This is a genomic window from Thermomonospora curvata DSM 43183 (assembly GCF_000024385.1).
GTDB classification, from domain to species: Bacteria; Actinomycetota; Actinomycetes; order Streptosporangiales; family Streptosporangiaceae; genus Thermomonospora; species Thermomonospora curvata.
In genome coordinates this window covers 3,464,457-3,479,255 of the sequence record NC_013510.1, presented here as the reverse complement: position 1 = coordinate 3,479,255, position 14,799 = coordinate 3,464,457, and the positions used below count along the sequence as shown (strand labels likewise).

Genomic DNA, 14,799 nt, shown 5'->3' with positions numbered 1-14,799 from the left:
CCGTCCATACCCAGGCAAGGAAGGGAACCCGAACATGAGCGGCCTCGGACGCCCCGAGCTGACCAGCGTGAACGCCGCCGAGCTGACCTTGGGCATCGCCTGCACCCGCTGGCACTCCCAGATCACCGATCAGCTGCTGGAGCGGGCCGTGCTGGCGGCCAAGGAGTGCGGCATCGACGAGCCGGTGGTGGTCCGCGTGGCCGGCGCCCTGGAGCTGCCGGTGATCGCCCAGCAGCTGGCCCGCGACCTGGACGCGGTGGTCTGCCTGGGCGCGGTCATCCGGGGGGAGACGGCGCATTTCGACTACGTCTGCGACTCCGTTACCGCGGGTTTGACGAGGGTTGCCCTCGATGAGGCCACACCGGTGGGCAATGGAGTCCTCACATGTGACACCATTGAGCAGGCACTGGATCGCAGCGGGCTGCCGGACAGCCGCGAGGACAAGGGATGGGAGGCGACTGTGGCCGCTCTTGACACGGCTCTGACCCTGCGAGGTCTGCGGCACCACGGTCCCGCCGGGCATCTTTCGGAGCATTTGAGCTCCTGAAAGCGTCCCGGACATCCATTCCCTTCACCTTCAGAGCGAAAGGCAACGACTGTGCTGTCCCTCGTCCTGCCCAAGGGGTCCCTGGAGAAGGCGACCATGGAGCTGTTCGACGCGGCGGACCTGACCGTCCGCCGCTCCTCGGACCGCGACTACCGCGCCTCCATCGACGACCCCCGCATCGACCGGGTGCGCGTGCTGCGCCCCCAGGAGATCCCCACCTACATCGAGCAGGGCCTGTTCGACCTGGGCATCACCGGCCGCGACTGGATCACCGAGACCGACTCCGATGTGGTCAGCCTCGGCCAGCTGCAGTACTCCAAGGCCACCTCCAACCCGGTGCGGGTGGTCATGGCGGTGCCCAAGGACGCCCCCTGGCAGAAGGTCTCCGACCTGCCCGAAGGGGTGCGGATCTCCACCGAGTTCCCCTCGCTGACCCAGCGGTTCCTGGAAAAGCACGGCGTCAAGGCCACCGTGGTGCCCTCCTACGGCGCCACCGAGGCCAAGGTCCCCGACATCGTGGATGCGATCGTGGACCTGACCGAGACCGGCTCCTCGCTCCGCAAGAACGGCCTGCGCATCCTGGACACCCTGCTGACCAGCTACACCGAGCTGGTGGCCAACCGCCAGTCCTATGAGGACGAGGCCAAGCGCGCCGCGATGGAGGACATCGCGCTGCTGCTGCAGGGCGCCATCCGGGCCCGCGGCAACGTGCTGCTGAAGCTGAACGTCTCGGCCGCCGACCTGCAGGCCGTGCTGGACATCATGCCCGCCATGTCCTCGCCGACGGTGACCTCGCTGGCCGGCGGCGAGGCGCACGCGGTGGAGAGCGTGGTCGCCAAGAAGGGCGTCAACACCCTGATCCCCGCCCTCAAGGCGGCCGGGGCCCGCGACATCCTCGAGATCCCCATTTCCAAGATCGTTGACTGACCCGCTCGTTCCAGGAGGCGCCCGGCGGGCCTCCGCGTCGCGCGGTGGAGGTCCCGCCCGTGGCTGAAGACGGGACGCGGCCGCCGGACCTTCCGGTGGTGTGGCGGCCGCGGCGCACCCGGATCGTGGCCTACGCGCTGGCGGGCACGATCATGCTCGGCATGGTCGTGCTCGCCGTCGTGGTGGCGCCCGAGTTCACGCTCATCGACCGTTTCCTGCTGGTCGCCTGCGGTGCCGTGGTGGCCTGGCTGCTGCACATGTTCGCCCGCTGCCGCGTCGTCGCCGATGAGCAGGGCCTGACCGTCGTCAACGCCTTCCGCACCCGCCGCCTGGAATGGCCCGAGGTGCTGGGGGTCACCATGAACGAAGGCGACCCCTGGCCCACCCTCGACCTGTCCGACGGCACCTCCCTGAGCGCCATGGGCATCAACGGCGCCGAGAAGGCCCGCGCCGCCCGCCACCTGGCCCAGCTGCGCACCCTGATCGCCCGCAAGGCCGAGGCCCCCGACCGCTGAACCTTTTCGGCGCGCCTTGGGCCGCCACGACGGATTAGGCTGCCGGTGCGCCTTGGCCCGGCCTTGCGGGCTCGGCGGAATCGGCGTCCCCTCTGCGGCGGGAAGTGATTTCGTGGACGGTGTGACACCGCCGGGCGGCTTCACCGCCGACGGCTTCCTCACGATGAAGGACCTGCCCCGGCATGCCGAGCTGATCGACGGAAGCCTCGTCTTCCCAGGCCCGCAAGGAAAGTGGCACAGCCGTGTCGTCAACCTGCTCGTCCGTGAGCTGGACGCGCAGGCCCCCGAAGGGGTGCGGGCGGACCGGGAGATGGCCGTCAAACTGGCCAAGCGGCAGGTGCCCGAACCGGACGTGCTGGTCGTTACGCAGGAGGCCTACGAGCGTCCGGACCCTTCCACCTATTACTTCGCCGAGGACCTCGTCTTGGCGGTGGAGGCGGTCTGCCCGGATTCGGAGGACCGGGATCGCGACACCAAGCCCCGCAAGTACGCCGCGGCGGGCATCCGGCACTTTTGGCGGGTGGAGAACGACGCCGGCCGGACCGTGGTCTACGTCTACGAATTGGATCCGGCGACCAAGTGCTATGCCTTGACCGGCATTCACCACGACCGGCTGGTGTTGTCGGTTCCCTACGCCATCGACATCGACCTGACGCAGGTGGGGCGGCGCGGAGCCTAGGAGGCGGCGCGGAAGACGGTGGAGTCGCCCTCGCTCCAGGTCATCACGAAGGAGTCGGCGCCCTTGGGCGGGGGCGGGGCGGTGCCGGTGAACTTCGCGATGCCGCAGTCGATGGCGAAGCGGTAGACGCCGCCGGCCGGGGCGGCGGTGCCGGTGCACTTGACGGTGCTGGTGAAGGCGACCTTGCCGTCCTCGGCGACGGTGAGGGTGGTGCCGCCGATGCCGGAGCCCGCGCCGCCGGCGCCGTGCCAGGTGCCGGCGAAGGGGTGGCGGTCGCGGGCGGAGGAGCCGCCGCAAGCGGTCAGCACCGCCGCCAGGGCGGCGGCGGCCACGGTGAAAACGGTGCCGCGAAGTGTCATGGCTCAGTCGACGTTGGCTCCGGGCGGCAGGGGCGCCAGGACCAGCCTCGAGGGGGCGGCGGTGCCGAAGCCCCAGCTCAGGATACGGGCGGCGTCGGTGAAACGGGCCGTGGAGTCGGTGGTGGAGCTGTTGAGGACGGCTCCGATCAGGGTGCGCTTGCCGCGGGTGGCGGCGAACAGCAGGCTGTAGCCGGCGGCGCTGGTGTAGCCGGTCTTGACCCCGTTGACGCCCTTGAAGGAGCCCAGCAGCCGGTTGGTGTTGTGCCAGGTGTAGGCGCGGTGACCGCCGCCCGCCTTGAGCCGGTAGGTGCGGGTGCGCACGATCTTGCGGAACTCCGGGAGCTTCTTGAAGGCGTAGTTGGCCAGCTTGGTCTGGTCCAGCGCCGTGGAGTAGCCCGCGGTGGGGGTGGGCCAGGGCAGGCCGTCGAAGTTGGCGTAGTGGGTCTTCTTCATGTTGAGGGCGCGGGCGGTGGCGTTCATCTTCTTGACGAAGTTCCGCCAGCCCGGCCCGTAGGCGTCGGCCAGCACGTAGGCGGCGTCGCAGCCGGAGGGCAGCAGCAGGGCGCGCAGCAGCTGCCGGGCGGTCAGTTTGTCGCCCGGCCGCAGGTGGGCCATGCTGCCGCCGTGCCGGACGGCGTAGTTGATGTGCTTCTGCTTGATGGTGATCTTGCGGTCCAGCTTGCCGGACCGCAGCACCACGACGGCGGTCATGGCCTTGGTGATGCTGCCGATCGGCCGCTTGGTGCCGCCGGCCCGATGCCAGCGGATCTTGCGCTTGGCGGGCTCGTACAGCAGCGCCGACCTGGCCTTCACCCCCGACGGCCCGGCCCCTGCGGCGGCGGCCGGAGCGGCCGGCACCGAGATCAGCAGCGTCGCCCCCACCAGGGGCACGATGATCCGGTTGGTTCGCATGAACCGCATGACTCGCCTTGCTTCCACCCCGAATGCATGGAACGCCGGAAGATTCTCAGTTCGGCGGCCTCACCGCAACCGGATCGCGATTTCGGGCGGGCACCGGAGCGTTTCTGCTCTCCCACGGCGGCCCGTTCCGGCCGGTCAGATGGGGGCGGTGGGGCGGCGGCCATGGCCGGGCATCGGGCCGTCCCCGGTCGGCGTTCAAAAGACGGCGGGGCCCGCCGGGGCGGCACCCGTGGCAGGGCTTCTTGAAGCGGCGGTCAGGGCCGGACATGGTGGCGGCCATGGACACCTGGAACGGCTGGAGCGTTGCGGAACTGCATGCGCTCTACCGCGGCGGAAAGGCCACGCCGTCACAGATCGTCGAAGAGTGCCTGCGGCGCATCGAGGCGTCCGGGTCGCTCGGGGCCTACACCGCGGTGCTCGATGAGACGGCGCGGGCCGAGGCGGCGCGGCTGGACCGGCGCATGGGCCACGAGCCGATGGGGCCGCTGTTCGGCGTGCCCGTCGCGGTCAAGGAACTGATCGACGTGGCGGGCGCCGAGATCGGCTACGGCAGCCGGGCGTTCGCCGGCCGGATCGCCACCGCCGACGCCGAGGCCGTGCGGCGCCTGCGCGCGGCCGGGGCGATCGTGGTGGGCGTGACCCGCAGCCCCGAGTTCGGCTGGAGCCTGAGCGGACGGGACGCCGCCTCACCGGCCCCCGTGGCCAACCCCTGGGATCCGGCCCGCGACCCCGGCGGCTCCAGTTCCGGGTCGGCGGTGGCCGTCGCCACCGGAACCGTCTGCCTGGCCCTGGGCACCGACACCGCCGGCTCGATCCGGATGCCCGCCGCCCTGTGCGGGGTGTGGGGGTTCAAACCCACCCGCGGCGCCGTCAGCGACCGCGGGGTCCGGCTGCTGTCGCGGTCGTTCGACCATGTGGGCCCGCTCGCCGGGACGCCGCGGGACCTGCAGGCGGCCTATGAGGCCCTCGGCGGGTGGCCCGCATCCCCTCAGGACGCCCAGCCCCCCGGCACCGTCGTCGTCGCCCCCCGCGACGGGCTCCACCCGGACTACGCCGAGGCCCTCACCGCGGCCGCGGATCGTTTCACCGCGCTCGGCTGGCGGGTGCTCACCGAGGACTTCGCGCCGCCGGAGGACGTCATCGACGGCTACATGATGATGTTGCTGCATGAGGGCGCCCGGCTTTACGCGGACGAGCCGGGCTCCTCGGTGGAGCTGTGCACCGAGCCCGTCCAGGAGATGCTGAGGGCCGGTCACGGCGTCACCGACGCCCTCTACCGGGACGCCCGGCGCACCGTCGCCCGCTACCGGGACGGGCTGCTGGCCCGGCTGGACCCCGGCACGCTGCTGCTCGGCGTGGTCTGCCCCGGGCCGCCGCACCCCTCCCGCGCCGCCACCGCCGTCACCGCCGGCGGACCCCGGCCGTTCGTCCAGGCGGTCATCCCCTGGACGCTGCCGCAGAGCATCGCCGGGCTGCCCGCGGTGGCGGTCCCCGCGGGCCGGGACCGCGACGGCATGCCCATCGGGCTGCAGCTGTCGGGCGCGCCGGGCCGGGACGGGACGGTCCTGGCGGCGGCCGCCCTGCTCGGCGGGCGGGCCGCCTGACCGCCCCGTGCCGGGCGGGCACCGCCCAAGGCGCCCGCCCGGCACGGCGGTCAGCCCAGCAGACCCTGGCCGATCCAGCCGTTTTCGTCACAGCCCGGCGGGATGGCGAAGACGGCCGAGCCGATCGGGGTGGTCCACAGATTGAGCAGGTCGCCGCCCTCGTCGAGACGGCGCTGGACGGGGATGAACTGCCGGTCGATGTCGGCCTGGTAGGCGGCGAACAGCAATCCGGCGTCCGAGCGGCCGTCGGCGGTCAGGCCCTCGTCGTAGTTGTAGGGGCGGCGCAGCATCCGCAGCCGCGGGGAGTCGACGTGGGCCAGCCGGATGTGGGCGTTCTCGGCGATCACCGGGAAGCCCGCTGAGTCCACCGCATCGAAGTCCGGCTCGTCGTGTTCGTGCCGGCCGGTCAGCGGCGCCCCGCTGGTCAGCCGGCGGCCGACGGCGAACTCCTTGCCGGCCGGGTCGGCCTCGTCCCACTTCTCCAGCTCCATGCGGATGCGCCGCAGCACCAGCGTGGTGCCGCCGCGCAGCCACTCGGGCCCGTCCTGCACCCACACGGCCTGGTCGAAGTCGGCCGTGCCGGGCACGGGGTTGACGGTCCCGTCCAGCTGCCCCATCAGGTTGCGCTGGGTGGCGCCGCTGGACTGGACGCCGGGACTGCGCCGGAACCCGCGCTGCACCCAGCGCACGCGGGTGAAGGCCCGCGCGTCCTTGACCGTCATGCGCAGGGCGTGGGCCAGCGTGATCGGGTCGTCGCAGCAGATCTGCACCAGCAGGTCGCCGCCGCTCCAGCGGTCCTCCAGCCGGTCCACCTTGAACGGCGGCAGCGGGCGCAGCCCCTCGGGCCGCTGCTTCTCCAGCCCGGCCGCCTTGAACAGCCCCGGGCCGAACCCGAAGGTGAAGGTCAGCCGGGACGGCAGGGGCGCCAGGTCGGGTTCGGGGTCGGCCAGCGCCGGGCGGCCCTGGGTGAGCCGCCGGGCGTCGTCGGTCAGCAGCCGCATGAGCCGGCCCAGCTCCTTGCGCCCGGTGCCTTTGCGCAGGTCCAGGCCGAGGAAGACGGCGTGGGCCTGCGGGGGCGTGGCGATGCCCGCCTGGTGCGGGCCGTGGAAGGGTTCGGTGGCCGTGCCGGTGGTCTGCGTGGCGGAGGGGCGGGCACCGGCGGCCCGCTCCTCGGAGCAGGCCGCCAGCGCGCCCGCCGCCGCGGCGATGGCGCCGCCCGCCAGCAGTCCCCGCCGGCTCAGCGGCCGTTGCGATGGGGCCATCGGAATCACCCGTGTTCGTGGTGCTCGGAGGGGTCGTAGGTCTCCTTGGCGCCGGTGAACTCCTTGGCGACCGCGGTGAAGGCGACGGTGGAGCCGTCGCTCAGCGTCAGCGTCAGGGAGATCTCGGCGCCCGGCTCCACCGGCTGCTTGAGGTCCATCAGCATGATGTGGTCGCCGCCGGGGGCCAGGCGGTGCGAGCCGCTTGCGGGCACGGTGAAGCCGCCCTGCTTGGGCTGCATCTTGGTGGCGCCGCTGGAGTCGGCGACGACCTCGTGGAACTCGACCGCGCCGGCGGCGGGGGAGGAGCCGGAGGCCACCGTCACCGGCTTGTCGGTGTGGTTGACCAGGGTGCCGAACACGGCGGTCATGCCGGACTTGGCGGCCTTGACCCACGGGTCGGTGACCGACAGCGCGGCGCGGGGGGTGGCCGCGGCCGGGGAGTGCGCGGGGGCGGCGGGGCCTTCGGTGTCGGAGCCGCAGGCGCTCAGCGGCGCGGCGGTCAGCAGTGCGGCGGCGGCCAGCAGGGAGAGACGTCGCATGTTCATGAGTGCTCTTCTTCGGATCCGCCCGGGGGCATGCGCAGGCCGTCCGGCAGGAGAAGGAGCGCATGCCGCACGCCGGGACATCGCTTCGGTTCGGTCGCCCGCGCCATCGCGCGGGATGTCAGGCCCTTTCGACCCGGGCCGAGGTGAAAGCGGTGATCAGAGCACGGCGGGCGGGCCGCGGCGGCTGACGGCGTGCCGCAGCGCGGCCTGCAGCGGCGGGCACGGCGCGGCGAAGGCCGGCACCGGGGACGGCGCCGGCTCCGGCAGCGCCCAGGCGAGGATGATCCGCACAAAGCGCAGGGCCAGCCGGCGCAGCGCCGACCACAGCAGCGCCTCGCCCCACGCCAGCCACAGCGCGGTCAGCGCCACCGCGCAGCCGTGCAGCACCACCATGACCGCGTCGGCGGGCAGCAGCCCGTGCGCGTGCTCTGCCGGATGCGCGGCGGCCGCGGCGGCCGGGACCGCCGGGGCGGACAGGGCGAACAGCAGGTGCAGCACGACCTGCAGCCCGCCCAGCAGCGGCAGCAGCACGTTCACCGAGCGTTCCCGGCCGAGGACGGGAAGGGCCGCCGCCAGCGACAGCGCCAGCCCCGCCAGGATGCTCGCGGTCGACGGCGCCGTCGCGCTCATCAGGTGCGCCATGACGCCCAGCCCGGTGCAGACCGCGGCGAACGCGGCCGCCCGCAGAACCCGGAACAGCAAAGGGGCCGTCATGACGGGACCATCCTCGCACGCACCCCGGTCACCCCCCAGAAGGCCCCGCCCCATGGGGCCGCTTCACGGGCCCTGGAGTTCGCGGGTCCACAGCCAGTCGACGATCCGTTCCACGCCGCGCGCCAGATGCCGCCGGTAGGTGCTGAACGGCAGGCCGAGGATCTCGGCGGCCCGCTCCTGGGTGGCGGCGGGCCGCAGGTAGGTCCGGTCGATCGCGCGGTAGGGGCGGTCGTCGCGGACGTCGGCGCCCAGCGCCTGCGCGGCCTCGCACAACAGGGCGCGCAGGGTGTCGGGGACGGGCTCGCCCCGCTCGCGGACCACCCGCGAGCGCAGCAGCGGGCTGCCGGCCAGCCTGTCGTCGCGGTGCAGGTCGCGCAGCGCGGCCCGGACCGCCTCGGCGAAGTCGGGGCGCGAGAGCACCAGTTCCGGGGCGGGCCCGGTGGGCGGGGCGGCCTCGGCGCCGATCTCCCGGTCGCTCATCAGGTCCAGCCACTCCTCCACCCCCAGGCGCCGGAAGTCGTGGGCGAAGACCCCGTAGCGCCGCCCGCCGACCTCATAGGAGGCCTCGTGGACGCGGTGGTAGTCGATGTGCCGCAGCAGCGGCTCCCAGAAGTCGGCGTCCTCGTAACCGGCGATGAAGTCCCAGGCCAGCGCCTTGGAGGAGAGCAGGTGCTGGATGTGGCGGGTGGTGACGACGTTCTGTGAGGGGGAGGGCCGCTGGTAGTGCTCGCGGTCCATGAAGAACCGCGCCACCCAGACCTGCTCGCCGGGGCGCGGCGCGCCGTTGCGCAGGGCGTACTGCCAGACCGCCCGGGCGCCGGGGTCGGCGGCGATGTCGGGCTCACCGGCCTCGTGCAGCGCCAGCATGCCCGCGTATCCGATCGGCTCCTCCTCACCGGCGGTGCGGATGGGCAGGATGCGGGCCGCCGGCCGGTCCATCCAGAACGCCAGCAGCTCGGCCTGCTCGGGCCCCTGGTGCAGCTCGGTCATGGCCAGCAGCGGGTCGCGGTCCTTGGGACGCAGCTCATCGGCGTGGGCCAGCCCGAAGGTCTCCCAGTCCCAGAACCTGCTCACCACCGGGTTCGCCCGGTGCAGGAAGACGAAGTCGGCCGTCCTGCGCTGCTGTTCCAGGCCGGTGGAGCGCTGCACCTGCGCCACGATGTGGCCGCGGATGCGGCGGTGCAGGTCGTGGTAGGAGGCCGGGTCCCGCCAGCGCAGCTCGGTGTCGAGCACATCGCGCGCCACGTCGTGGGGGAACAGGCCGTGCACGCCGGTCTCGATGAACGACAGTCCGCACAGCCACTCGAACAGCTCGTGCGCATCGCCGTCCTCCAGCACGGCGCGCAGCAGCTCCTCGGTGGTGAAGCGGGCGTGCGCGCACACCTCCAGGGCCCGCCGGTGCAGCCGGCTGGGCACGGTGTCGATGAAGTTCTCCAGCAGCACCCGCACCACGTGCGGGTCGCCCAGCGGCAGCGGCGGCTCGGCCGTCTCGCGCCGCCGCGCGAGGTGCTGGGCGATGACGTCGGCCACCAGCGACAGCGCCAGCGGATGCCCGTGGGTGGCGGCCAGCACCCGCCGGTGCAGCCGCCGCGGCACCCCGGCGGCGCTCAGCAGCGCCTGCCCGTCGCGCGGCGGCAGGTTGCGCAGCGCCACCACGCGCAGCAGCTCCCGCCAGCCCGGGTCGGCCCGCCAGTGCGGGGAGGGCGGGTGCCGGCCGGCCAGCACCACCAGCGTGGTGGCCGGCAGGGAGGGCAGGAACTCCTCGCGCAGCCACTCCTCCAGCGGCGCCAGCAGCTCACAGGTGTCCACCATGAGCACGGTGCGCGCCCCCTCGCGCTCCCGGTCGCCGCCGAGCGCGCGCACCGCGGCCAGGAAGGCCGGCGGGGTCGGCTCCAGCGTCCGGGCGTCCAGGCGCACCGGGCGGGCCCCGGCCTCCTCGGCGACCTCGGCGAGCATCGTCAGCAGGGTCGACTTGCCGACTCCTCCCGGGCCGTGCACGAACAGCACTCCGAAGGGGGGCTCGTCGCAGGCCAGCGCAGAACGCAGCAGCTCCAGCTCTTCGGCCCGCCCGACGAACCGCCGCCGCCGGGCTTGCCGCAACCTGTCGGCGAGGGTCGCAGGCCCGCTCCGCTCACCCGCCATACCGTCTCCTCCCGGCCCCACACGCTAACCGGCGGGCCGGACGGGCGGAATGCGCGCAAAGGGCAGTCTTCCGGTCGGCTCCTGCGTCGATGCGGGCACCGGCCGGATGTGGACATGCCCGGGGCGGGCCCGGCCTCCCGCCCCGGGCATGCCCATGCCCTGCCGGCACGTCCCGGCGCGCAGGGGACGGACGGCAGGAGCCGGAAAGGCGCGGCCGTCAGGCGGTGATGACGGCGACGGCCCCGGCGCCGACCAGGGCCAGCGCCCAGATCCGGTCCAGGTTGAACCAGGCGTGGCGCAGCACGGCCAGCCCGACGACCTCATAGACCAGCACCGCGATCACCCCGGCCACCGCGAACATGGCCAGGGTGTGCGCGCCGGTCACGAAGACCCCCGCCATCAGCGCGCTGCCGTGGGCGTGGCCCAGGCCGTGGTCGTGGCCGGCCGCCGGGGCCGAGGCGGTGATCACCGGCAGCAGCATCAGCCCCGCCCCGTGCACCGACGACATCAGAAACGACCAGCCCGCCAGCTGCCACAGCGACACCCGCATGCCCACCCAGCGGAAGTGCCGCCGGGCCAGCAGGTGCCACAGCCCGAAGCCGACCAGCACCAGCCCGCCGCAGATCGCCACGGTCCGGGAGGCCACCACCGACTGGGTCAGCGACACCAGCACCGCGACGGCCCCCACGGAGGCGGCGTGCCCGGCGGCGATGGCCGGCAGCGACTCCAGCACCCGGGCGCGGGAGCGCTCCTGCAGCCCGCGGGCGACCGCGAACAGCCAGCCCATGGCGGGGTTGAGGCCGTGGAAGGCGCCGAGGGCCAGCAGCGCCGCCAGCGACCCCTCGGTCACGGGTAGCAGTAGGAGTCGGAGGAGGCGTCCCCGCCCTGCAGCCGGGTCTGGTGCGGGCGCAGCCCCCGGAAGTCGTCGCCGTGCGGGAAGAACCGCTCATCGAAGGCGAACTCCTCACCGGAGTCCAGCTTGGCCATCCAGGCGCCGACCCCGTCGGGGTAGAACTGGTCGTCCCAGGCCCCGTACAGCGAGTTGGTCACATACACCCGCTTGCCGTCCCGGCTGACCTCCACCATCTGCGGCCCGCCGGCCAGCGGCAGGTCGGGCGCGGCCGGGTGCGGGGTGCGGCGGACGATGCCGCCGATGCGCACCGATCCGGCCTCCACCGGGTGGAACGGGTCGGACACGTCGTAGCGCTTCAGCTCGCCGGTGCCCCAGCACGACACATACAGCCACTTGTCGTCCACCGACAGGTCGATGTCGGTGACCAGCGGCGGGACGGCCCCGAACGGCTGGATGACCGGCGGCAGCTCCGCGGGGTCGGCCGGTTCGGCGGGAATGGTGATGACCTTGGTGGCGGCCCAGGACTTCCCGTCGCGGTGCCACAGCCACACCGACGCCGACAGGTCCTCGACGCTGACGGCCACGCCGACGAAGCCGTACTGCTTGGTGGGGTCGTGGGCGGGGCGCAGCTCCAGCGGCATCTGGTGCTCATCGCCCAGGTCCACCGCCTGCACGTGGCGGCGTTTGCGCAGGTCCCAAAAGTGCAGGCGGTGCCCGTACTTGCGGCCCAGCAGCAGCTCGCCGACCACGCCGTCCTCGATCATCGACGGGGTGCCCCACTCGGAGGTGACCAGCACGTCCTGGGCGATGTGCCACCAGGCGTCGTAGGCCAGGTACTGGGGGCCCCGGTCCACTTCCCAGCGGCCCAGCACTTCAAAGGAGGTGTGGTCCAGCAGGGCGATGCCGCCCGGCCCGTCCTCACCGTCGGCGCCGCCCAGGGCGGTCAGGTACAGCCCTTCCGGGCCGCAGTGCACGGTGTGGGGGCGGGAGTAGCCGGCGCGCTTGGCCAGCTCATCGGGTTCCAGGACCTTGACGATGCGGGGGCTGGTGGGCTGCTCCTTGGTGTCCAGCACGTAGATCCGCGAGGAGCGCAGCCCCGGGACGATCAGGTAGCGGCGTTCGATATGGGGGTGCGGGGCGTAGGGGCACAGCGCGCTGGAGCAGGCGTTCCAGCCGAAGTGGTGCAGCTCGTCACCGGTGTAGGGCATCTCGGTCCAGCCGACGACCCGGCCGTAGGAGGCGGAGTCCGGATCGGTGTCCAGCACGGCGATGGCGTCCGGCCGGGCGGCGGAACGGTCGAAGGCGGCGACGTAGGCGAGTTTCTCGGGCGGGGCCTTCACCGCGTCGCGGGGAGAGGCGTAGAAGGTCGGGTCCGGCTTCCACAGTGCCATGGGAAGAACCTCCGTTGTCTCCTGGGATCGTCACATCGCGACTACTCCCCGTCAATGAGGGAAGGGTCAGACCAATGTGACGGGGTGCCGGGCGACCGCGTCGAAGAGGTATCCGAGGGTGTTGTGCGGGGTGACGGCGGGCTGGGTGGCGCCGGTCTCGTCGGTGGCGCGGGCCAGCAGCTCATAGGAGCCGGGACGCGGGTTGCGCCACTGGTAGCGCCACTGCACCCAGCTTTCGGGGGCGTGGGGGCCGTGCAGCTGGGCCTTGTGCCAGGTGGCGCCGCCGTCCACGCTGACTTCGACCTTGCGGATGCGGCCGTTGCCCGACCAGGAGCGGCCGTGCAGCACTTTGGCGTCGCGGACGGGGACCTGCCCGTCCCAGGGCAGTTCGAAGACGCTCTTGAGGCTCAGCCGGGTCAGCGGGGCGCTGCCCTCGGGCGGGTAGGAGTCGCCGAACAATCGGTAGTAGACGGTGTTCCACGGCGAGAACAGCGGCTGGTCGGAGACCTCGATGTCGCCGACCCATTTGATGGAGGCGATCCCCACCCAGGAGGGCACCACGACCCGGACCGGGAAGCCGTGGTCGGGCGGCAGGGGGCGGCCGTTCATCTCGTAGGCCAGCAGCACGTCCTTGAGCGCCTTGGCCACCGGCAGCGGGCGCCGTACCCGGCCTTTGTTCTCGCCTTTGTCGATGTAGTCGGCGTCCAGGCCGCGCGGCATCACGTCCACGGCGTGGGGGGTGATGCCGGCGCGCCGCAGCACTTCCGCCAGGGGCACGCCCCGCCAGCGCGCGGCGCCGGCGGCGCCCAGCTTCCAGGGGGTGCCGGAGACCGGCTGGCCCTGCTGGGTGGTGAACAGGCTGCGGCCGTTGCCGGTGCATTCGATGACCGCGGTCACCGTCTTCGACGGCATCGCCTTCAGGTCCGCGTAGCTGAACTCCACCGCGTTCTCCAAGGTGGGACGGCCGCGCAGGCCGCTGCCCCACACCTTCAGCCGCCAGGTGCGCGGGTCGATGCGCGGGGTGGCGGTGTGGTTGCGGACGAAGAAGCGGTCCGCGGGGGTCAGGTGGCCCTGGCCGCGCATCGCCTCCCAGCGCATCTCGGCGTTGGTGCCGTGGTCGATGAACAGCTCGGGCGGCAGCGGTTTGACGATGGGTCCTTCGGCGCGGGCCGGCAGGGCGGGCAGGGCCGCCATCGCCAGGCCGGCCCCGGCCGAGGCGCCCAGCAGCCGCCGCCGGGTGAGGGGGGACAGCTGCAGCCACTGCCGCAGGCGGACGCGTTCGTAGGTGGCCTCGTCGGTGAGGTCGTCGCTCATGGCGCGATGGTGACCCGGGTTTCACAGATTGTCAATCGATTAGGTATAAAAACTAGGAAATTGTCACCCATTCCGTAGCGGGTCTTCGCTAAGTAGCCTGAACGGCGTGGTGGACGATGCGGCGGCCCGGGCGCCCGAAATCGGCTCGCCCCGGGAATTGGCCGCGTTGCTGGAAGAACACGGCTACCTGGCCGACGAGGCGGTGGCCACCGCCGCGTTCTTGGCGCTGCGCATGCGCCGCCCGCTGTTTTTGGAAGGTGAGCCCGGAGTCGGCAAGACCGCCCTGGCCCAGGCACTGGCGGAGGCGCTGGACACGCCGCTGATCCGGCTGCAGTGCTATGAGGGCCTGGACGCCGCCCAGGCCCTCTACGACTGGGACTTCCCCCGCCAGCTGCTGCACCTGCGCGCCGCCGAGGCCGCCGGCGTGACCGACCCGGCGCGCCTGGAGGCCGAACTGTACGACCGGCGCTTTTTGGTGGCCCGGCCGCTGCTGCGGGCCCTGCAGGTCCCTGCCGGGCAGGGCCCCGGCGTGCTGCTGGTGGACGAAATCGACCGCGCCGACGACGAGTTCGAGGCCTTCCTGCTGGAAGTGCTGTCGGACTTCGCCATTTCCATTCCCGAACTGGGCACCGTCCGCGCCGCCGAACCGCCGGTGGTGGTGCTGACCTCCAACCGCACCCGCGAGGTGCACGACGCGCTCAAACGCCGCTGCCTCTACCACTGGCTGGAGCACCCCTCCTACGAGCGGGAGGTGGCCATCATCTGCCGGCGGCTGCCCCAGGTCGCCCGCCGCCTGGCCGGGCAGGTCGCCCGGGCCGCCCAGCGGCTGCGCGAGGCCGACCTGCTCAAACCGCCGGGCGTGGCCGAGAGCCTGGACTGGACCCGGGCCCTGGCCGCCTTGGGGGTGCGCGAGCTGGACCCTAAGGCCGCCGCCGTCACGCTCGGCGCCGTCCTGAAATACCGCGAAGACCAAGAGAAGGTGACCGCCTCCGGCCTGGAGGCCCTGCTGAGCGGAGGCTGAGGCCC

General features: G+C 72.8%; 15 protein-coding genes. 6 read left to right on the top strand and 9 right to left on the bottom strand.

Annotation, left to right across the window (positions count from 1 at the left end):
* Nucleotides 1-34: 34 nt before the first annotated feature.
* The 4 genes from ribH (at nucleotide 35) to TCUR_RS14750 (ending at nucleotide 2,668) form a co-directional block, all read left to right on the top strand.
* Nucleotides 35-547, top strand: a complete 513-nt coding sequence (gene ribH / locus TCUR_RS14765) for a 6,7-dimethyl-8-ribityllumazine synthase (protein WP_012853320.1) — start codon at nucleotides 35-37, stop codon at nucleotides 545-547.
* 51 nt (nucleotides 548-598) lie between these two features.
* Nucleotides 599-1,474, top strand: coding sequence for an ATP phosphoribosyltransferase (gene hisG / locus TCUR_RS14760; protein ID WP_012853319.1), 876 nt, complete (start codon nucleotides 599-601; stop codon nucleotides 1,472-1,474).
* Nucleotides 1,475-1,533: 59 nt separating this feature from the next.
* Nucleotides 1,534-1,989, top strand: a complete 456-nt coding sequence (locus tag TCUR_RS14755; protein ID WP_012853318.1) for a PH domain-containing protein — start codon at nucleotides 1,534-1,536, stop codon at nucleotides 1,987-1,989.
* 112 nt (nucleotides 1,990-2,101) lie between these two features.
* Complete coding sequence (locus TCUR_RS14750) at nucleotides 2,102-2,668, top strand: Uma2 family endonuclease (RefSeq protein ID WP_012853317.1); 567 nt, start codon at nucleotides 2,102-2,104, stop codon at nucleotides 2,666-2,668.
* Here the strand turns inward: TCUR_RS14750 and TCUR_RS14745 are convergent.
* Both TCUR_RS14745 and TCUR_RS14740 read right to left on the bottom strand, forming a co-directional pair.
* Nucleotides 2,665-3,027, bottom strand: coding sequence for a hypothetical protein (locus TCUR_RS14745; protein WP_012853316.1), 363 nt, complete (start codon nucleotides 3,025-3,027; stop codon nucleotides 2,665-2,667). The genes TCUR_RS14750 and TCUR_RS14745 overlap by 4 nt on opposite strands.
* Before the next feature lie 3 nt (nucleotides 3,028-3,030).
* Nucleotides 3,031-3,948 (bottom strand): D-alanyl-D-alanine carboxypeptidase family protein, encoded by a 918-nt coding sequence (locus TCUR_RS14740; RefSeq protein ID WP_012853315.1) that lies wholly within the window; start codon nucleotides 3,946-3,948, stop codon nucleotides 3,031-3,033.
* Between the two features lie 278 nt (nucleotides 3,949-4,226).
* Here TCUR_RS14740 and TCUR_RS14735 point away from each other — a divergent pair, with 278 nt between their 5' ends.
* Nucleotides 4,227-5,552 (top strand): amidase, encoded by a 1,326-nt coding sequence (locus TCUR_RS14735; RefSeq protein ID WP_169313031.1) that lies wholly within the window; start codon nucleotides 4,227-4,229, stop codon nucleotides 5,550-5,552.
* A gap of 50 nt (nucleotides 5,553-5,602) precedes the next feature.
* Here TCUR_RS14735 and TCUR_RS14730 read toward each other — a convergent pair whose 3' ends face one another.
* From TCUR_RS14730 to TCUR_RS14700, 7 genes are all read right to left on the bottom strand, one after another.
* A complete protein-coding gene (locus TCUR_RS14730; RefSeq protein ID WP_012853313.1) occupies nucleotides 5,603-6,814 on the bottom strand; it encodes a Dyp-type peroxidase in 1,212 nt (403 codons plus the stop codon).
* 5 nt (nucleotides 6,815-6,819) lie between these two features.
* On the bottom strand, nucleotides 6,820-7,359 hold the full coding sequence (locus tag TCUR_RS14725) for a copper chaperone PCu(A)C (protein WP_012853312.1): 540 nt from the start codon (nucleotides 7,357-7,359) through the stop codon (nucleotides 6,820-6,822).
* A 156-nt stretch (nucleotides 7,360-7,515) separates the two neighbouring features.
* Nucleotides 7,516-8,073: a hypothetical protein gene (locus tag TCUR_RS14720; protein ID WP_012853311.1), complete on the bottom strand. Its 558-nt coding sequence runs from the start codon at nucleotides 8,071-8,073 to the stop codon at nucleotides 7,516-7,518.
* A gap of 63 nt (nucleotides 8,074-8,136) precedes the next feature.
* Nucleotides 8,137-10,215: an AAA family ATPase gene (locus TCUR_RS14715; protein ID WP_012853310.1), complete on the bottom strand. Its 2,079-nt coding sequence runs from the start codon at nucleotides 10,213-10,215 to the stop codon at nucleotides 8,137-8,139.
* A gap of 217 nt (nucleotides 10,216-10,432) precedes the next feature.
* Nucleotides 10,433-11,065, bottom strand: coding sequence for a hypothetical protein (locus TCUR_RS14710; RefSeq protein ID WP_012853309.1), 633 nt, complete (start codon nucleotides 11,063-11,065; stop codon nucleotides 10,433-10,435).
* Nucleotides 11,062-12,459: a selenium-binding family protein gene (locus TCUR_RS14705; RefSeq protein WP_012853308.1), complete on the bottom strand. Its 1,398-nt coding sequence runs from the start codon at nucleotides 12,457-12,459 to the stop codon at nucleotides 11,062-11,064. The genes TCUR_RS14710 and TCUR_RS14705 overlap by 4 nt, the downstream gene beginning before the upstream one ends.
* A 66-nt stretch (nucleotides 12,460-12,525) precedes the next feature.
* Nucleotides 12,526-13,773 carry a sulfite oxidase gene (locus TCUR_RS14700; RefSeq protein ID WP_012853307.1) on the bottom strand — a complete coding sequence of 416 codons (1,248 nt, stop codon included), beginning with the start codon at nucleotides 13,771-13,773 and terminating at the stop codon, nucleotides 12,526-12,528.
* A gap of 106 nt (nucleotides 13,774-13,879) precedes the next feature.
* Between TCUR_RS14700 and TCUR_RS14695 the strand changes: the two genes are divergently transcribed.
* Nucleotides 13,880-14,794: an AAA family ATPase gene (locus TCUR_RS14695; RefSeq protein ID WP_012853306.1), complete on the top strand. Its 915-nt coding sequence runs from the start codon at nucleotides 13,880-13,882 to the stop codon at nucleotides 14,792-14,794.
* Nucleotides 14,795-14,799: the final 5 nt, after the last annotated feature.